Annotated in this window: 12 protein-coding genes; 7 read left to right on the forward strand and 5 right to left on the reverse strand. The window is 65.1% G+C overall.

Annotated features, from left to right (window positions below; all coding sequences use genetic code 11):
- Positions 1 to 15: 15 nt before the first annotated feature.
- Positions 16 to 1,458: a magnesium transporter gene (mgtE, locus tag Q0799_RS04370; protein WP_298394708.1), complete on the forward strand. Its 1,443-nt coding sequence runs from the start codon at positions 16 to 18 to the stop codon at positions 1,456 to 1,458.
- Here the strand turns inward: mgtE and sugE are convergent, their stop codons facing one another.
- The 4 genes from sugE to Q0799_RS04390 are packed head-to-tail and all read right to left on the reverse strand — an operon-like array spanning position 1,459 to position 4,559.
- The gene (sugE, locus tag Q0799_RS04375; protein ID WP_298394711.1) at positions 1,459 to 1,797 is read right to left on the reverse strand and encodes a quaternary ammonium compound efflux SMR transporter SugE; all 339 of its coding nucleotides are present in this window, start codon (positions 1,795 to 1,797) and stop codon (positions 1,459 to 1,461) included. It abuts the gene before it with no gap.
- On the reverse strand, positions 1,794 to 3,077 hold the full coding sequence (hemL, locus tag Q0799_RS04380; RefSeq protein WP_298394714.1) for a glutamate-1-semialdehyde 2,1-aminomutase: 1,284 nt from the start codon (positions 3,075 to 3,077) through the stop codon (positions 1,794 to 1,796). Before hemL ends, sugE begins: the two co-directional genes overlap by 4 nt.
- Entirely contained in the window at positions 3,074 to 3,709 is a 636-nt protein-coding gene (thiE, locus tag Q0799_RS04385; protein WP_298394717.1) for a thiamine phosphate synthase, read from the reverse strand. The genes hemL and thiE overlap by 4 nt, the downstream gene beginning before the upstream one ends.
- Complete coding sequence (locus tag Q0799_RS04390) at positions 3,696 to 4,559, reverse strand: hydroxymethylpyrimidine/phosphomethylpyrimidine kinase (protein WP_298394719.1); 864 nt, start codon at positions 4,557 to 4,559, stop codon at positions 3,696 to 3,698. The genes thiE and Q0799_RS04390 overlap by 14 nt, the downstream gene beginning before the upstream one ends.
- 224 nt (positions 4,560 to 4,783) lie before the next feature.
- Here Q0799_RS04390 and Q0799_RS04395 point away from each other — a divergent pair, with 224 nt between their 5' ends.
- The 6 genes from Q0799_RS04395 to Q0799_RS04420 all read left to right on the forward strand — a co-directional run bounded on the left by Q0799_RS04395 (position 4,784) and on the right by Q0799_RS04420 (position 15,289).
- On the forward strand, positions 4,784 to 5,161 hold the full coding sequence (locus Q0799_RS04395) for a response regulator (RefSeq protein WP_298395017.1): 378 nt from the start codon (positions 4,784 to 4,786) through the stop codon (positions 5,159 to 5,161).
- Between the two features lie 14 nt (positions 5,162 to 5,175).
- Positions 5,176 to 5,541 carry a response regulator gene (locus Q0799_RS04400; protein WP_028993647.1) on the forward strand — a complete coding sequence of 122 codons (366 nt, stop codon included), beginning with the start codon at positions 5,176 to 5,178 and terminating at the stop codon, positions 5,539 to 5,541.
- Positions 5,542 to 5,546: 5 nt separating this feature from the next.
- Positions 5,547 to 6,059: a chemotaxis protein CheW gene (locus Q0799_RS04405; protein WP_298394721.1), complete on the forward strand. Its 513-nt coding sequence runs from the start codon at positions 5,547 to 5,549 to the stop codon at positions 6,057 to 6,059.
- A gap of 39 nt (positions 6,060 to 6,098) precedes the next feature.
- The gene (locus Q0799_RS04410) at positions 6,099 to 8,225 is read left to right on the forward strand and encodes a methyl-accepting chemotaxis protein (RefSeq protein WP_298394724.1); all 2,127 of its coding nucleotides are present in this window, start codon (positions 6,099 to 6,101) and stop codon (positions 8,223 to 8,225) included.
- A 19-nt stretch (positions 8,226 to 8,244) separates the two neighbouring features.
- Positions 8,245 to 13,641, forward strand: coding sequence for an Hpt domain-containing protein (locus Q0799_RS04415; protein WP_298394726.1), 5,397 nt, complete (start codon positions 8,245 to 8,247; stop codon positions 13,639 to 13,641).
- An 88-nt stretch (positions 13,642 to 13,729) separates the two neighbouring features.
- Positions 13,730 to 15,289, forward strand: a complete 1,560-nt coding sequence (locus tag Q0799_RS04420; RefSeq protein WP_298394729.1) for a bacteriohemerythrin — start codon at positions 13,730 to 13,732, stop codon at positions 15,287 to 15,289.
- Positions 15,290 to 15,298: 9 nt separating this feature from the next.
- On the opposite strand, the gene Q0799_RS04425 is transcribed toward Q0799_RS04420, so the two are convergent.
- Positions 15,299 to 16,708: a deoxyribodipyrimidine photo-lyase gene (locus Q0799_RS04425; RefSeq protein WP_298394732.1), complete on the reverse strand. Its 1,410-nt coding sequence runs from the start codon at positions 16,706 to 16,708 to the stop codon at positions 15,299 to 15,301.
- Positions 16,709 to 16,739 lie beyond the last annotated feature (31 nt).

Consider the following 16,739-nt stretch of genomic DNA (forward strand, 5'->3'; position numbering starts at 1 on the left):
TTGCGGCACTGCACCATGAGCGAAGACAACCAACTGACCGATAGTGACGACCTGCAGGAGCGCCTGGCCGAGGTGCAGACCCTGCTCGCCCGGCACAAACTGGTCGAGGATCTGGTTCATCGTCAGGAAGGTCCGCGCCACGATCTGGTCGAAGACCTGGTGCACAAGCAGCACCTGCACGAACTCCAGCACAAGCTGGAGCCGATGCACCCCGCCGACATTGCCTACATCCTCGAAGCCCTGCCGCCCGACGAACGCTTGATCGTCTGGGATCTGGTCAAGGCCGAGCACGATGGCGATATCCTGCTCGAAGTCTCGGATGCGGTGCGCGAAAGCCTGATCGAGACGATGGCCCGCAACGAACTCGTTGCCGCCGCCGAAACCCTCGACGCCGACGAACTCGCGGACCTGGCTCCGGACCTGCCGCAAGGCGTTATCGATGACGTCTTCCGCAGCCTGCCGGCCGAGGAGCGCGAGCACCTGCGGGCGGCGATGTCCTACGCGGAAGACTCGGTCGGTTCGATCATGGACTTCGACATGGTCACCGTGCGCGAGGATGTGACGCTGGAAGTCGTGCTGCGTTACCTGCGCCGTTTCGAGGAATTGCCCGATCACACCGACCAGTTGTTCGTGATCGACCGCGAGGAACACCTGAAAGGCGTGCTACCGGTCAATGTGCTGCTGGTCAGCGACCCGGAAAGCGAAGTCGGCGCACTGATGAAATCGGATTTCGTCGAGTTCGAGCCGGACGACGATGCCGAGGACGCGGCCAAGGCCTTCGAGCGCTATGACCTGGTGTCGGCGCCGGTGGTTGATCCGGAAGGCAGGCTGCTTGGCCGTGTCACCGTTAACGACGTGGTCGACTTCATCCGCGAGGAAGCCGAACAGGAGCAACTGGCGCACGCCGGTCTGCGCGAGGAAGAAGACATCTTCGCCTCGGTCTGGGACTCGGTGAAGAACCGCTGGGCCTGGCTGGCGGTCAATCTGGTCACCGCCTTCATTGCCTCGCGCGTGATCGGCGCTTTCGAGGGGTCGATCGAGAAACTGGTGGCCCTGGCTGCGCTGATGCCGATTGTCGCCGGCATCGGCGGCAATTCCGGCAATCAGACGATCACCATGATCGTGCGCGCGATTGCCATGGGGCAGGTCCAGCCGGACGCCATGCGCCGCCTGCTGCGCAAGGAACTCGGCGTGGCCAGCATCAACGGCCTGATCTGGGGCGGTTTGCTCGGCGTCGCCGCCTGGTGGCTGTACGGCAGCTACCAGCTCGGGCTGGTGATGACCGCGGCGATGACGCTCAACCTGCTGCTTGCCGCGCTGGCCGGGGTCGGCATTCCGCTGATGCGGCAGAAGTTCGGCGCGGATCCGGCCATCGGCGGCTCGGTGATGATCACCGCGCTCACCGATTCCGGCGGCTTCTTCATCTTCCTCGGCCTGGCGACGCTGTTCCTGATGTGATCAGTGGCTGTCGGGCGTCAGCAGCTTGAGCCCGACGATGCCGGCAACGATCAGGGCGATGCTGGCCAGGCGCAGCGCCTCGCGCGATTCACCGAACAGGACCATGCCGCAGATGGCCGTGCCGACCGCGCCGATGCCGGTCCACACCGCGTAGGCAGTGCCCAGCGGCAGGGTTTTCAGCGACCAGCCGAGCAGGACGACGCTGACGATCATGGCGATGACTGTCGCCACGCTCGGCCACAGGCGCGAAAATCCTTCGGTGTATTTCAGTCCGACCGCCCAGCCGATTTCGCACAGGCCGGCGAAAAAGAGGACGATCCAGGCAGACGCGGTGCTCATTTTGCTTGTCCGAACCAGGCATCGGCGGCGGCGATGGTGCCGGCGATGTCGGCATCGCTGTGCGCGGCCGAGACGAAGCCGGCTTCGAAGGCCGACGGGGCGAAATAGTGGCCGGCGGCGATCATCGCGTGGAAGAAGCGGTTGAAGGCTTCCTTGTCGCAGGCCAGCACTTCGTCGTAGGTGCCCGGGCAGCGCTCGGCGAAATAGAGGCCGAACATGCCGCCGACGTTCTGAGCGGCAAAGGCGACACCGTGCTTGTTGGCGGCGGCAACCAGGCCATCGCACAGCGCCTTGGTTTTCGCCGTCAGCGTTTCGTAGAAGCCCGGCGCCTGGATCAGCTTCAGCGTGGCCAGGCCGGCGGCGGTGGCGATCGGGTTGCCGGACAAGGTGCCCGCTTGGTAGACCGGGCCGAGTGGGGCGATCTTTTCCATGATCTCGCGGCGGCCGCCGAAGGCGCCCATCGGCATGCCGCCGCCGACCACCTTGCCGAAGGTGGACAGGTCGGGGGTGATGCCGAACAGGCCCTGCGCGCTTTTCAGGCCGACGCGGAAGCCAGTCATCACTTCGTCGAAAATGAGCACGGCGCCGTATTGCGCGGTCAGGTCGCGCATGGCCTTGAGGAATTCCGGCGTCGGTGCGATCAGGTTCATGTTGCCGACCACCGGCTCGACGATCACGGCGGCGATCTTGTCGCCGTGCGCCTTGAAGGCTTCGGCCAGGCCCTGCGGATCGTTGTAGGTCAGGACCATGGTCGTTTCGGCGGTGCCGGCAGGGACGCCGCCCGACGACGGATTGCCGAAGGTGAGCAGGCCCGAGCCGGCCTTGACCAGCAGGTGGTCGGCGTGACCGTGGTAGCAGCCCTCGAACTTGACCAGGATGTCGCGGCCGGTGAAGCCGCGCGCCAGACGGATCGCGCTCATCGTTGCCTCGGTGCCCGAAGACACCAGGCGGACCATGTCGAGCGACGGCACCATCTCGCACAGCAGGTCGGCGATTTCGACCTCGCGTTCGGTCGGTGCGCCGAAGGAAAGGCCGTCAACGACGGCTTCCTGGACCGCGGCAATGACTTGCGGGTGGGCGTGGCCGAGAATCATCGGGCCCCAGGAGCCGACGTAGTCGGTGTACCACTTGCCGTCGGCATCCTGGACCTGGCTGCCGACGCCCTTCTTGAAGAACAGCGGCGTGCCGCCGACCGAGCGGAAGGCGCGCACCGGCGAATTGACGCCGCCGGGGATGTGTTTCTGGGCGCGGGCAAAGAGTTCTTCGTTACGTGAGGTCATGGTCGGGCTTTCGCAAAAAGTCGTTGATACTGGTCGGCGCGGGCTTCGATGTCCGGCGCCGAGAAAAGATCGGTGATGACGGCCAGCAGGTCGACGCCGGCATCGATCAGCGGTGCCGCGTTGTCAACGGTGATGCCGCCGATGGCGCAGACGGGCGCGTCGAGTTCGGTTTTGGCACGAGCGTAAAGCGCCAGCGGGGCGTGCGCGGCGTCGGGTTTGGTCGGCGATGCAAAGGCCGCGCCGAAGGCGACGTAGTCGGCACCCGCCGCAATCGCGGCGCGGGCTGCGTCGAGGTCGGCATAACAGGAGGCGCCGAGGATGCGCCCGGGGCCGAGGATGGCGCGGGCGATGCGCAGGTCGCCGTCGTCACGGCCGAGGTGCACCCCGTCGGCATCGACCAGCTGGCACAGCGCCAGATCGTCGTTGATCAGCAGCAGGGCGCCGTGGCGCCGGGTGACATCACGCAGCGCGTGGGCGCGGGCAACGCGTTCGTGCATGCGGCTGCGCTTGTCGCGCAACTGGACGATGCGGCAACCACCGGCCAGCGCAGCCTCGACCTGGCGCAGCAGTGTGGCGCCGTCATCGGTGTCCGGCGTCACCGCGTAGAGGCCGTGCAGCTCAGGCCGGCGCATCGCCTTTGTCCTTCTCTTGCTCTTCGCCGTCCTCGCGGGCCCAGAACATGCGGTCGGGAATGAACTGGCCCATGCCGGCGCGGAACCCCTTGTCCAGGGCCTGCCAGGTGTAATCCTGGGCATCGCGCACGGCTTCCTCGATGCTGGCACCGCCGGCGATGCAGCCGGCAATCGCCGAGGCCAGCGTGCACCCCGAACCGTGGTAGCTGCCCGGCAGGCGCTCCCAGCGGTCGTGGCGGAGCACGCCCTGGTCGTTGTAGAGGGTGTTGACCACCAGCGGCGTGTTTTCGTGGGTGCCGGTGATCAGCACGTACTGGGCGCCCATCTCGATCAGGCGGGCGGCGCAGACGTCGAGCGTCGGCTCGTTCTCGTCCTCGTCGCTTTCGGCCAGACGTCGGGCTTCCGGCGCATTGGGCGTGATGATGGTGGTCTGCGGCAACAGCATCTCGCGCATCGCGGCGATGATCTCCTCGCCGGACAGTTCGTCGCCGCGGCCGGAGGCCAGCACGGGATCGAAGATCAGCGGGATGTCTGGGTAATCGGAAACGATCTCGGCAACGGCCAGGACGTTTTCGACGCTGCCGAGCAGGCCGATCTTGAAGGCGGCGACCGGCATGTCTTCCAGCACCGTGCGCGCCTGCTGTTCGAGCAATTCGGCGCTGAGCGGCTGCAGGCTGCTGACGCCGGTGGTGTCCTGCACGGTGACGGCGGTCAGGGCGGTCAGCGGGTGGCAGCCCAGGCTGGCCAGGGTCAGGATGTCGGCCTGGATGCCGGCGCCACAGGTCGGGTCGCTGGCGGCAAAGACAAGAACCTGCGGCGGCGTGGCAGGGGTGGTGCGCGGTTTCTGCATCGGGAAAGGCACCGTTGGACGGTGCGGTACTTTCTGGTTGAATGCCCTGATTCTATCCGAATCCCGTTCTCTCCGAGTTTTGTCCGAGAGCCCGAAACAATGTACAGGCATTGCGGCACTTCCCGACTTCCGTAGTAAGATGACACCTATATGCCAAGTGCGCCAAGAAACACTCAGGGGGCAGGGAATTGACTGATTTATCGAGACTGCGCGGCGTTCGCGTCATGGTCATCGACGACAGCAACACGATACGCCGGAGCGCCGAGATATTTCTCGTCCAGGCCGGCTGCCAGGTCGTGCTCGCCGAGGATGGCTTCGATGCCCTGGCCAAGATCGCCGACCACCAGCCGGCCGTAGTGTTCTGCGACATCATGATGCCCCGCCTCGACGGTTATCAGACCTGCGCACTGATCAAGAAAAACCCCCGCTTCAAGACCACGCCGGTGATCATGCTGTCGTCCAAGGACGGCCTGTTCGACCGCGCGCGCGGTCGCATGGTCGGGTCCGACCAGTACCTGACCAAGCCCTTCACCAAGGACAGCCTGCTGCAGACGGTCGCGACCTTTGCACTGCCGGCGGAAACACAAACCATACAGTCGTAGTTCAGGGAGCACGCATGCCCGTCAAGAATATTCTCGTCATCGACGATTCGCCAACCGAACGCTTTTTTGCCGTCGATCTGCTCAGCAAGGCCGGCTACCTCGTGTCCACCGCCGAGAACGGCGAGGAAGGCATTGCCAAGGCCAAGGCCACCAAGCCCGACCTGATCCTGATGGACGTCGTCATGCCCGGGCTCAATGGCTATCAGGCGACCCGGACGCTGACCCGCGACGAGGAAACCAAGCATATCCCGGTCATCGTCTGTACCTCCAAGGGGCAGGAAACCGACAAGATCTGGGGGCTGCGTCAGGGGGCGGTCGATTATCTGGTCAAGCCGCTCAATCCCCAGGAATTGCTGCAACGTATCGCTGCCTTGCCCTGACCGACATGGCCCGCAAGAGCAGTCTGCGCGATTTTCAGGCTTACCTGGCCGGCCGGCTCAGTGAGGCGGCGCAGGGCCACCGGGGCGCTTCCTGGCTGGGGCTCGATGTCGCCGGCGAAGGCTGGCTGATCGATCTCTCGGATGGCGGCGAGATCGTGCAGGCTCCCCAGTTGGCCAGCGTGCCGCTGGTGCATCCCTGGTTCTCCGGGATCGCCAACGTGCGCGGCAACCTCTATGCGGTGACCGATTTCGCGGCCTTTCTCGGCGCGGCACCGACGCCGCGCAACGCCAACACCCGCTTGCTGCTGATCGGCGTCCGCCACGGATCGAATGCTGCCCTGCTGGTGTCGCGGATGCTCGGCCTGAAGAAACCGGAAAACTTCGAACCGATGGCGGTCGACGAGGCGTATCCGGTCTGGGGCCGGCAGCGCTTTACCGACAACGACGGCAAGGTCTGGCGCAAGCTGGCGGTTCGTGAACTGCTCGCCGATCGTGGGTTCATGAATATTGGAATTTAAGCGCGGGCTCCATTGAAGGAGCCCAAGTGGAGGGTAGAAATGGCTTTGAGCTTCAAACTCCCGAAATTCGGGGCATCGAAGAAGGACGTGTCGCCGCTGACCGTCACCGGTGACGAAGTGCCGGCACCGCCGGTCAAGAAGGCTCCCGGTCCGGGTTTCCTGGCCGGCAAGTCGGCCAACCAGCAGATGAAGATACTGGCCGGCGTTTTCTTTGCCGTCCTGCTCGTCATCGCCGTGCTGGTCGCCCGCGATAACCGAGATTCGGCCCAGGCGACCGCCTACGTCGCTGCCGCCGGTGAAATGCGCATGCTCTCGCAGCGCCTGGCCAAAGCCTCGTCGCTGGCCCTGCAGGGTGACCCGGTGGCTTTTGCCCAACTCAAGGAGTCGCGCGCAACCTTCGCCGACCTGATGGAAAAGGTCACGCGCGGTGGCGAACTCGGCAACGTCAGCGTCGGCGCTTCGCCGCTGGCCGTGCAGGCGCAGCTGGATGCGCTGAGCGAACGCTGGGCACAGTCCGAAAAGGATGCGGCGACGGTGATCGGTCAGGAAAAGAACCTGATCGAGCTCGGTCGCAACGTGGCGACCATCGACGACAAGAATGCCATCATGCTCGAGCTGACCGAGCAGGTTGCCGCGCTCAAGCTGCAGTCCGGGGCCGGTGCCCGCGACATCGCCGCCGCCAACCAGCTGGTGATGCTGACGCAACGGATCGCCAAGAACGCTTCGGCGCTGCTGGTCGGCGCCGAAATCAACCCCGAGGTGGCTTTCCTGCTCGGCAAGGACACCAACAACTTCCGTGAGTTGATGCAGGGGCTGGGGCGTGGGGCTGCCGATGCCGATATCCGGGCCAAGGTCGAAGCGTTGGAAACCGCTTTCAAGGATTACGAGGCCGCCATTTCCGGCATTCTCGGCAACATGCAGCCGCTGGTCCTGTCCAAGCAGGCCGGTTCGCGCATCTTCCGCGACAGCGAGGATCTGCTCAAGGCGACCGACGAACTGGCGCGCGGCTATCAGGAAACACTCAGCGGCCGCGGCGGCTTCATCGTCTCGGTGCTGGTTCTGGTACTGGTGGCGTTGGCGGCGCTGGCCAAGCTGGTGAAGGTCTATCGCGACGATGCCGAACGGCGTACCCAGGAAGTTGAAAAGCAGCGCCTGAGCTCGGAACAGGTCAACCGTGAAAATCAGGACGCCATTCTGCGGCTGATGAACGAACTCGGCGACCTCGCCGACGGCGATCTGACCGTGACCGCAACCGTCAGCGAGAACATCACCGGCGCCATCGCCGACTCGATCAACTACACGATTGAAGAACTGCGCGTGCTGGTCGGCCGCATCAACGATGCGGCGAACCGCGTGACGGCGGCGACTGAAATCGCCCGCCAGACGTCGGCCGAGCTGCTCACCGCGGCCGAACGTCAGTCGGTCGAAATTCAGGAAGCCGGTCAGTCGGCGCTGGACATGGCCCGCTCGATGACCGAGGTGTCGAGCAACGCCGCCCAGTCGGCGCAGGTGGCAAACCAGTCGCTGCAGGCCGCCGAAAAGGGGACGCAGGCGGTGCAGGACTCGATCAAGGGCATGAACGAAATCCGCAACCAGATCCAGGAAACCTCGAAGCGGATCAAGCGCCTCGGCGAAAGCTCGCAGGAGATCGGCGAAATCGTCGAACTGATTTCCGACATTACCGAACAGACCAACGTGCTCGCGCTGAACGCCGCCATCCAGGCCGCATCGGCCGGCGATGCCGGGCGCGGTTTCACGGTGGTTGCCGAGGAAGTGCAACGGCTGGCCGAACGTTCCGGCGAGGCGACCAAGCAGATCGCGGCCATCGTCAAGACCATTCAGACCGACACCCAGGACGCCGTATCCGCCATGGAACAATCGACCCAGGGTGTGGTCGAGGGCGCCAAGCTGTCTGACGCCGCCGGCCAGGCGCTGTCCGAGATCGGTCAGGTTTCCCGCGATCTGGCCGGCCTGATTCAGCGCATTTCCAGCTCCACCCAGAGCCAGGCCGATTCGGCCACCCAGGTGGCGCGGCTGATGCAGGACATCCTGCGCGTTACCGAACAGACCACGGCGGGTACGCAGCGTACCGCCGAGGCCGTTGACGAACTGTCCGCGCTGGCATCCGAACTCAAGGGCTCGGTCGCCGGTTTCAAGGTCGATTGAGCCACCAACGCGAGAGAGCATGAACGCGGCAACTGAATTCGATTTGGGCCCGCTGACGTGGGTCAAGGGCGAGATCGACCAGGCGCTGCAACGCGCCGGGGAGGCGCTCGACCTGTTCGTGGCGAATGCCGATGCGACGCAGTTGAAATTCTGTCGCACCCATGTGCACCAGGTCCATGGGGCGCTCGACATCGTCGGTCTGAACGGCATTACGGAGTTGACCGAGTCGCTCGAAGCCCTGTTGCTCGCGTTGGAAGAAGAACGCCTGCCGGCTGGTGAAGCGGCACAGTCGGTGGCCCATGAGGCGCTGGCCGGGCTGCGCCAGTATCTCGACGACCTGCTGGCCGGCGAGCCGCACCAGCCGTTGCGCATGCTCCCGCTCTGTTCCCGCCTGGCGGAAGTCCGCGGCTTGCCGCCGGTGCATCCGGGCGATCTGTTCTATCCCGACCTGAGCCTGCGCCCGCCGCGTTCGACCGTGACACCGCCGGCGCTGACGACGGAGGAAATGCACAAGGTCCTGCGCAAGCAGCGCACCCGTTTCCAGAAGGGCTTGCTCAAGTGGCTGACCCAGCCCGAGCAGAAAGCCAGCGGCCGGCAGGCGATGAGTGAAGCGCTGGCAGCGATCGAAGCGATTCAACCGACCCCCGGCGCGCGTTCGTTCTGGTGGGTCTCGCAGGCCTTCCTCGAGGCCCTGGATAATCCCGATATCTCGATCGAGCCGCTGGCCCGGCAACTGTGTGCGCGCATCGACCTGCAGATCCGTCGTCTGCTCGATGGCTCCGGCAAACTGGCCGAACGCGTGATGCGCGAGGCGCTGTACTACGTTGCCCGGACACCGGCCGGACCGGATTCGCTGGTTGCCCAGGCGCAGCATATTTTCGACCTGCCTGCGCATCTGCCGGCCGTGGCTTCGCTGCAGACCCTGCCCGATGCCCAGGAGCAGGCACTGCGACGCTTGCGCGAAGCACTCGTCAGCATCGAGGAGGTCTGGAACAAGTACTGTTCGGGCAGTCCCGGCAGTCTGACCTCCTTTGGCGAACTGGCCCAGACGGCAGCGCAGATCACCGGAGAAATCGGCCATACCGACCTGAAGCGGCTCGGTCAGGCGCTGGCGGCGATCGCCGGTTGGTTGCAGGACGACGTCAAACGGTTCAACGACGGCGTGGCGATGGAAGTGGCGACGGCCATCCTGCTGCTGCAGAACGCCCACGAAAACTTCCTGCGTCTCGGTGCCGACTTCGCCCAGCAGGTCGACCTGATGGTTGACCGCATTCATGCCTGCATTGCCGGGCGTGCGGCCACGGCCGGCGACATTCCGCTGCTCGACGAGATGACCCGGCGGGCGCAGGAGAGGCTGCTGATTGCGCAGGTTGGCCGGGAAATCCAGAGCAACCTGGCGCAGATCGAACAGACCCTGGATGCCTTCTTCCGGTCGCCCGCCAAGGGCTTTGACATGGCGGCGCTGGATGCGCCGCTCAAGCAGGTCGGCGGCGCGCTGGCCATGCTTGGGCATTTCTCCGCGGTGGCCAGCCTGAAGCGCACGACCGCGCATATCGAGGCTTTTGCCGCGGCCGGTTACCAGCCGCAGGATGCCGATTTCCAGCAGGTCGCCGACGAACTGTCGGCGCTCGGTTTCTTCATCGACGCGCTGCAACACGGTGAGACCAGTTACGATGCCTTCATCCGTCGCCTGCACGGCGATGAACTGGTGGCCGATACCGATGCGGCGGCCGAAGCGGCACTGACCGTCGAAGCCGAGCTGGCGCAACAGGCGCGTGAGGCCAAGGCGCTTGCCAGCGCGCTGCGCGAAGCACCGGACGAGCAGCGTCTGCAGGAACTCAAACAGAATCTCGAAGCCATCCAGAAAGACGCCGATCTGGTTGCCGACCGCGAACTGGGCGAATCCGCCAAGGCAGTGCTGGCGGCCCTGGAGTCGGGCGAGCAGGTCGATGTTGCCCTGTCCGGCCTGCGTGTCTCCCAGGTCGATGCGCCGCAACCGTCGGCGGAAACCCTGCAGCTGGCCAGTTCCAGCCACGAGGAAATCGACGCCGAACTGCTGGCCATCTTCATCGAGGAAGGCCACGAGGTGCTGGCCGAAATGGCCACCCAGAAGGCCCTGCTGACGGCCGATGTGCATGACCGCGAGGCATTGACGACGATCCGCCGGTGCACCCATACCCTGAAGGGGTCCGGGCGGATGGTCGGCCTGGTCGAACTCGGAGAAACCGCCTGGGCCGTCGAACAGACCCTGAATCTCTGGCTGCGCCAGGACATGGCCGTGACGCCCGAGTTGCTGGCGCTGATCGACGAAGAGCACAGGGTTTTCAGCGAATGGGTCGCCCTGCTTGAGAACGGTACCGGCCAGTTGCCGGACGCCGCCCACCTGGTCGCGCTCGCCGCCGCCCTGCGAGGCACCACCGAGCAGCCGGCGGAGTCGACACCGGCAGCCGTGCCGCTGGTCGAGGAGGCGGAAACGGTCGCTGCGCCCTTGCCGGAGGAGGTGCCGCCGGCAGTCGAGGCGACGCCCGTCGTCGACATCGACGAGCCTGTCGCCGATGTGGCATTCCCCGAACTCGAAGGCGGGTTCGAGCTGGAACTGGAAGAGCCCGAAGCGCTGTTTGCCGAAACCGAAGCGGAAACGGCGGCTCAGGGCACTGCGCAGACCTTGTACGACATCTTCCGCGAGGAAGCGCGCGGCCATCTGCAAACCCTGGTCGACAGCTTCGCCGCGCTGGAAGCCGAGCCGGTCGCGCCGACGACCTTCGAAATGACGCGGGCCGCCCATACGCTCGGCGGCATTGCCGCCACCGTTGGCCTGATGCCGCTGCATCACCTGGCCTATGCGCTGGAACATGCCCTGTTGCGGCGTGACACCTCGGCGCAGCCGGACAGTATCGAAGGTCTGGAAACCGTACGTCAGGCCATCCTGACGCTGGAAGAAATGTTCGCCGGACTGGCCGCGCAGCAGGCGCCGGAAGAACAGCCGCAACTGCTGGCGGCCCTGGAAGACATCTATCATCCCGGGGCAATCGTCGAGCCTGTCGCCACGCCTGACGAAGCAGGTGGCGGGGCGCAGATCATTCCGTTACCGGGCATGCGCCAGGATGCCGCCGAGATTCCGGTGCCGGTGGCAGACGAATTGCCGGCGCCGGTCGAGCCGGTTCGCCAGCTGACCGACGAACTGGACGAGCAGCTACTGCCGATCTTCCTCGAGGAAGCCGCGGATCAACTGCGTGAGCTGACCGAGCAATTGCGCGCCTGGCGCATCGGCCCCGGCGAGGAAGCGCCGCCGCGGGCGATTGCCCGCCTGCTGCACACCTTCAAGGGCAATGCGCGGATGGCCGGGGCGATGAACCTGGGCGAAGCGACGCATCTGCTCGAAGCCCGGGTTCAGGATGCGATCAAGGCCGGCACTGCCAGTGCTGCCCTGATCGACGAGATCGAGGCCGGTTGCGATGCCCTGGCCCTGGCCACCGAGCGGCTGCGTAGCGGCCCGGTCGAGGACGGCGTCGACGAAGCGCCGGCCGGCGGCGACGCCCCACCGGCCGACACCGTGCCGGTATTGGCAGGCGATCCCGAGACCGACGGCGAAGGCAGCGGCCAGCGGGCCATGCTGCGGGTGCGCGCCGATCTGGTCGACCGCCTGGTCAACGAGGCTGGCGAACTGTCGATCGCCCGGGCGCGGATCGAAGGCGAAATGCGCAGCCTCAAGGGCTCGCTGCTCGATCTCACGGAAAACGTCATTCGTCTGCGCCGCCAGTTGCGCGAAATCGAAATCCAGGCGGAAACCCAGATCCAGGCGCGCGTTGCCCAGGCGCATGAAGGCCAGGCCGAATTCGACCCGCTCGAACTCGACCGCTTCACCCGCTTCCAGGAACTGACGCGCTTCATGGCCGAGTCGGTCAACGACGTGGCGACCGTCCAGCAGAACCTGTTGAAGAACCTCGACGATGCCAATGCGGCGATCCTGGCGCAGGCACGTCTGAACCGCGGCTTGCAGCAGGAACTGATGGGCGTGCGCATGCTGCCTTTCGTCAGCCAGGCGGAGCGCCTGTACCGCATCGTTCGGCAGACCGCCAAGGAAGTCGGCAAGCGGGCCAACTTCGACATTGTCGGCGGCCATGTCGAAGTCGACCGCTCGGTCCTCGAAAAGATGATGGGGCCGATCGAGCACATGCTGCGCAACGCCGTGACCCACGGCATCGAAGCGCGCGAGCAGCGGCAGGCGGCGGACAAGCCGGAAACCGGTGAAATCACCCTCAAGCTGGCCCAGGAAGCCAACGAAATCATCCTGTCGCTGGCCGACGATGGCCGGGGGCTGGACCGGGCGCGTATCCGCGAACGCGCCGAAGCGCTCGGCCTGCTCCAGCCGGGGCAGGAAATCAGCGATGCCGCCCTGCTCGATTTTATCTTCCAGCCGGGTTTCTCGACCGCCACCGAACTGACCCAGGTCGCCGGCCGCGGTGTCGGCATGGACGTGGTGAAGACGGCGGTCGCCGCGCTGGGCGGACGGATCGAGATCATCTCCGAGCCGGGCCGGGGGACGGTTTTCAACCTCTACCTGCCGCTGACCCTGGCCGTCACCCAGACCCTGCTGGTCCGCGCGGGCAGCCAGATCTACGCCGTGCCGTCGACGATGATCGAACAGGTGCTGGAATTGAAGGAAAAAGGCCTGGGCGCGATCCGCGATGCCGGCGAGGCCGAGTGGCAAGGCAATCGCTATCCCTTCCATTTCCTGCCGCACCTGCTCGGCGATATCGCCGCCCTGCCCGAAGCTCACCGGCAGTACTGGGTGCTGCTGCTGCGTTCCGGTTCGCAACGCGTCGCGGTACTGGTCGACGAATTGCGTGGCAACCAGGAAGTGGTGGTCAAGAACATCGGCGCCCAGCTTGCCCGCGTGGTCGGGATTGCCGGCGCAACCGTGCTTGGTGACGGCCAGGTGGTGCTGATCCTGAATCCGGTGGCGCTGGCCAGCCGTGGCGTGCAGCCGGTGGTCGGCGAGATTGCGCCGGTCGAGCCGCAAGCCGCGCCGGTGCAGCAGCATCTGCCGACCATCATGGTGGTCGATGATTCGCTGACCGTGCGCAAGATCACCAGCCGCCTGCTGTTGCGCGAAGGCTATCAGGTCATCCTCGCCAAGGACGGTGTCGACGCGCTGGAGCACCTGCTCGACGCGCCGCCCGACGTGATTCTCTCGGACATCGAGATGCCGCGCATGGACGGCTTCGACTTCGTCCGCAACCTGCGTGCCGACGAGCGACTGCGCGACATACCGGTGATCATGATCACCTCGCGCACGGCCGACAAGCACCGCAATTACGCGCTGGAAATCGGGGCGAATCACTACCTCGGCAAACCCTACGACGAAGACGAACTGCTCGGTCTGCTGGCGACTTACTGCGGCCGGGATCACTGATCTCCTTCATGACGCGGAAAGTACCGCGTCATGAAGGAAGCTCCATATAATGAGAGTTCGTCTCATTTGGGGTTGATTGCAACTAGCGATGGACAAGGAACAGGAAATACTCGCCATCAGCCGCCTCGTCTTCGACCTGACGCGTCTCGATAGCGGCGATCTCGACGGCATGCTGGCCAGATTGAACGATCTGCTGAGCAGCCTGCCCGGCATCCGGGTGCTGCCGCACAGCCTGATCCTGCTCCGCAATTCCCGGGGCCTGCTGATCCAGGTCGGGCAGTTCGGTCTGCCGCCACCCTGGATGTGCATTGACGGGGACAGTTCGCCTTACCACCTGTCCAGCGGGGACGAGGAGCGGGTGAGTCTGGTGCGCGATGCCAGCGCCAGCCTGCCGCCGCTGATGCAGCGGGAACTGCCCGCCGGTGCCGCCTGTTTCATGCTGCCCTTGCGCGACAACGCCGCGCTGATCGGCAAAGCGCTGATGTTCGTCGATGCCGACTGGCAGCCCGACCCGGTTGAGTACGAGTTCATGGAGGATCTGGCGCAGGCCTTGTCGGTCCTGGTGTCGCGCCTGATCGTCAACGAAACCCTGCGCGTGCGCGAGGTCGAGCTCGAGGATGCCCGCACCGACGCCATTCGCCGGCTGGGCACGGCCTCCGAATACCGCGACAACGAAACCGGCATGCACATCATGCGCATGACCCACATCGCGACGGCGATTGCCAAGGCGATGAACCTGCCGCCCGACCAGCGCGAACTGCTCGCCATCTGCGCGCCGATGCACGATGTCGGCAAGATCGGCATTCCGGATGCGATCCTGCTCAAGCCGGGGCGCCTGCTGCCGGACGAATACGAAGTGATGAAGGGGCATACCAGCATCGGCAAGCGTCTGCTTGAGGGCGACGACAGCCTGATCCAGGCGGCCCGCGACATTGCCGCTTCGCACCACGAACACTGGGACGGCAATGGCTATCCCGACGGTCTGGCCGGTGAGGAAATTCCCCTGTTGGCGCGAATCTGTGCCGTGTCCGACGTCTTCGACGCACTGACCTCGCGCCGCCCGTACAAGGATCCCTGGCCGGTAGATGAAGCGATTGCCTGGGTCGCCGATAACGCCGGCAAGCAATTCGATCCGCAGGTCGTTGCCGGGTTCATGAAGGCGATTCCCGAAGTCCGGCGGATCCGCGAGCTATACCGCGACGACATCATCGATCCGAATCAGGTGCTGGACCTGCCGGAGCTGCCACCGCGTGAATTCGAATGGGTCCGCTGGGACGACAGCTTGCGCATCGGCATCGATGTCATCGATGAGCATCACCGTTATCTGTTCGACCTGACCAACGACCTCTACGAGGTGGTGTCGGGTCGGCGCGGTGCGCGTGAAGTGGCGCGGGTGATCAAGGCGCTCGACCTCTATGCGCAGGTCCATTTCCGCGCCGAGGAGCGCATGATGGATCATCACCGCTATGCTGCGTTTGACCGCCAGAAGCACCAGCATGGCGAATTCGAGCAGCGGCTGAGCGAGTTCTACGCCGAATTGCACGACAATCCGCTGACCGCCCAGTTCGATGTGCTGGTCTACCTGCGCACCTGGCTGGTCCGCCATATCCTGCACGAAGACGCCAGACTGCGCGAACTGCTCGCCTGACCCCGGCGTTTACGCTTTCTTCACCACCGCATAGCGCGCCAGCGTTTTTTCCCGTGCCGTCGCATGGTCGACAATCGGTCCCGGATAGTCGCGGCCGATGACGACGCCGAGCGCCTCCTGCTCCAGACGGCCCATGGTCCACGGTGCGTGGATGTATTTGTTCGGCACTTTGGCCAGTTCAGGCAGGTAGCGCCGGATGAACTTGCCTTCCGGGTCGAATTTTTCCGATTGCGTGACCGGGTTGAAGATGCGGAAATAGGGCTGCGCATCGCAGCCGCTCGACGCCGCCCACTGCCAGCCGCCGTTGTTGGCCGAGAGGTCGAAGTCGTTGAGTTGTTCGGCAAAGTAGCGTTCGCCGAGGCGCCAGTCGATGCCCAGGTCCTTGCACAGGAACGAGGCGACGACCATGCGCAGGCGGTTGTGCATCCAGCCGCTGTGATTCAACTGGTGCATCGCCGCATCGACCAGCGGGTAGCCGGTGCGTCCCTGCTGCCAGGCGGCCAGCCCCGCCGGCCAATCTTCCCAGCGGATGGCGTCGTATTCGGGTTTGAACGCGCGTTCGGCCGCATGTGGAAAGCGGTCGAGGATCATGAAATAGAAATCCCGCCAGATCAGCTCGTTGAGCCAGCTGTCGGCTTGCTCGGCCAGCGCGACGCTGACCAGCTCGCGGATCGAGAGCGTGCCGAACCGCAGGTGCACCGACAGGTAGCTGACCCCCTTGATCGCCGGGAAGTCGCGCAAGGTGCCATAGCGCTGGATGCGGCCGGCACGGAATTCGTCCCACAGCTTGCGGGCGCCGGCCATGCCGGGTTCGATGCCGAGCTCGCCGAGATTGCTCGGGCGGAAACCGAGATCGTCCAGCGTCGGCAGCGTTGCCGCCGGTGCCGGGGCAAACTGTCCGCTGCCGTTGCAGGGGGCGTGATCGGCGCTGCTCAGGCGTTTCAGCCAGGCGTTCTTGTACGGGGTGAACACCGTGTAGGGGCGGCCGGCGCCAGTCAGCAGTTCGTCGCGTTCGAAGATGGCCTGGTCCTTGAACTCGTGCAGGGCAATCCCTTGTTCGCCGAGCAAGCGGCCGACTTCGGCGTCGCGGCGTTTGGCCGCCGGCTCGTAATCGCGATTGACGAATACCGCCCGCGCGCCGATCTCTCGGGCCAGGCGGGGAATCTCCTCGACCGCGCGGCCGTGACGAACGATCAGCCCGCCACCGCGGGCACGCAAGGCGCTGTCGAGTTGGCGCAGGCTGCCGTGGATGAATTCGACGCGGCGATCGGTTCGCGACGGCAGCCGGTCGAGAATGTCGGTATCGAAAACAAAGGCGCAATGAACCGGCAGACCGCTGGCCAGCGCAGCGGCCAGCGCGGCATGGTCGTGATCGCGCAGGTCGCGCCGGAACCAGACGAGTGCTTTTTCGTGAATCATGTTTGGTTTGTGCCTCCATGGCGATTAAAAT

The sequence above is a fragment of the uncultured Azonexus sp. genome (genome assembly GCF_937982035.1).
Classification (GTDB): Bacteria; Pseudomonadota; Gammaproteobacteria; order Burkholderiales; family Rhodocyclaceae; genus Azonexus.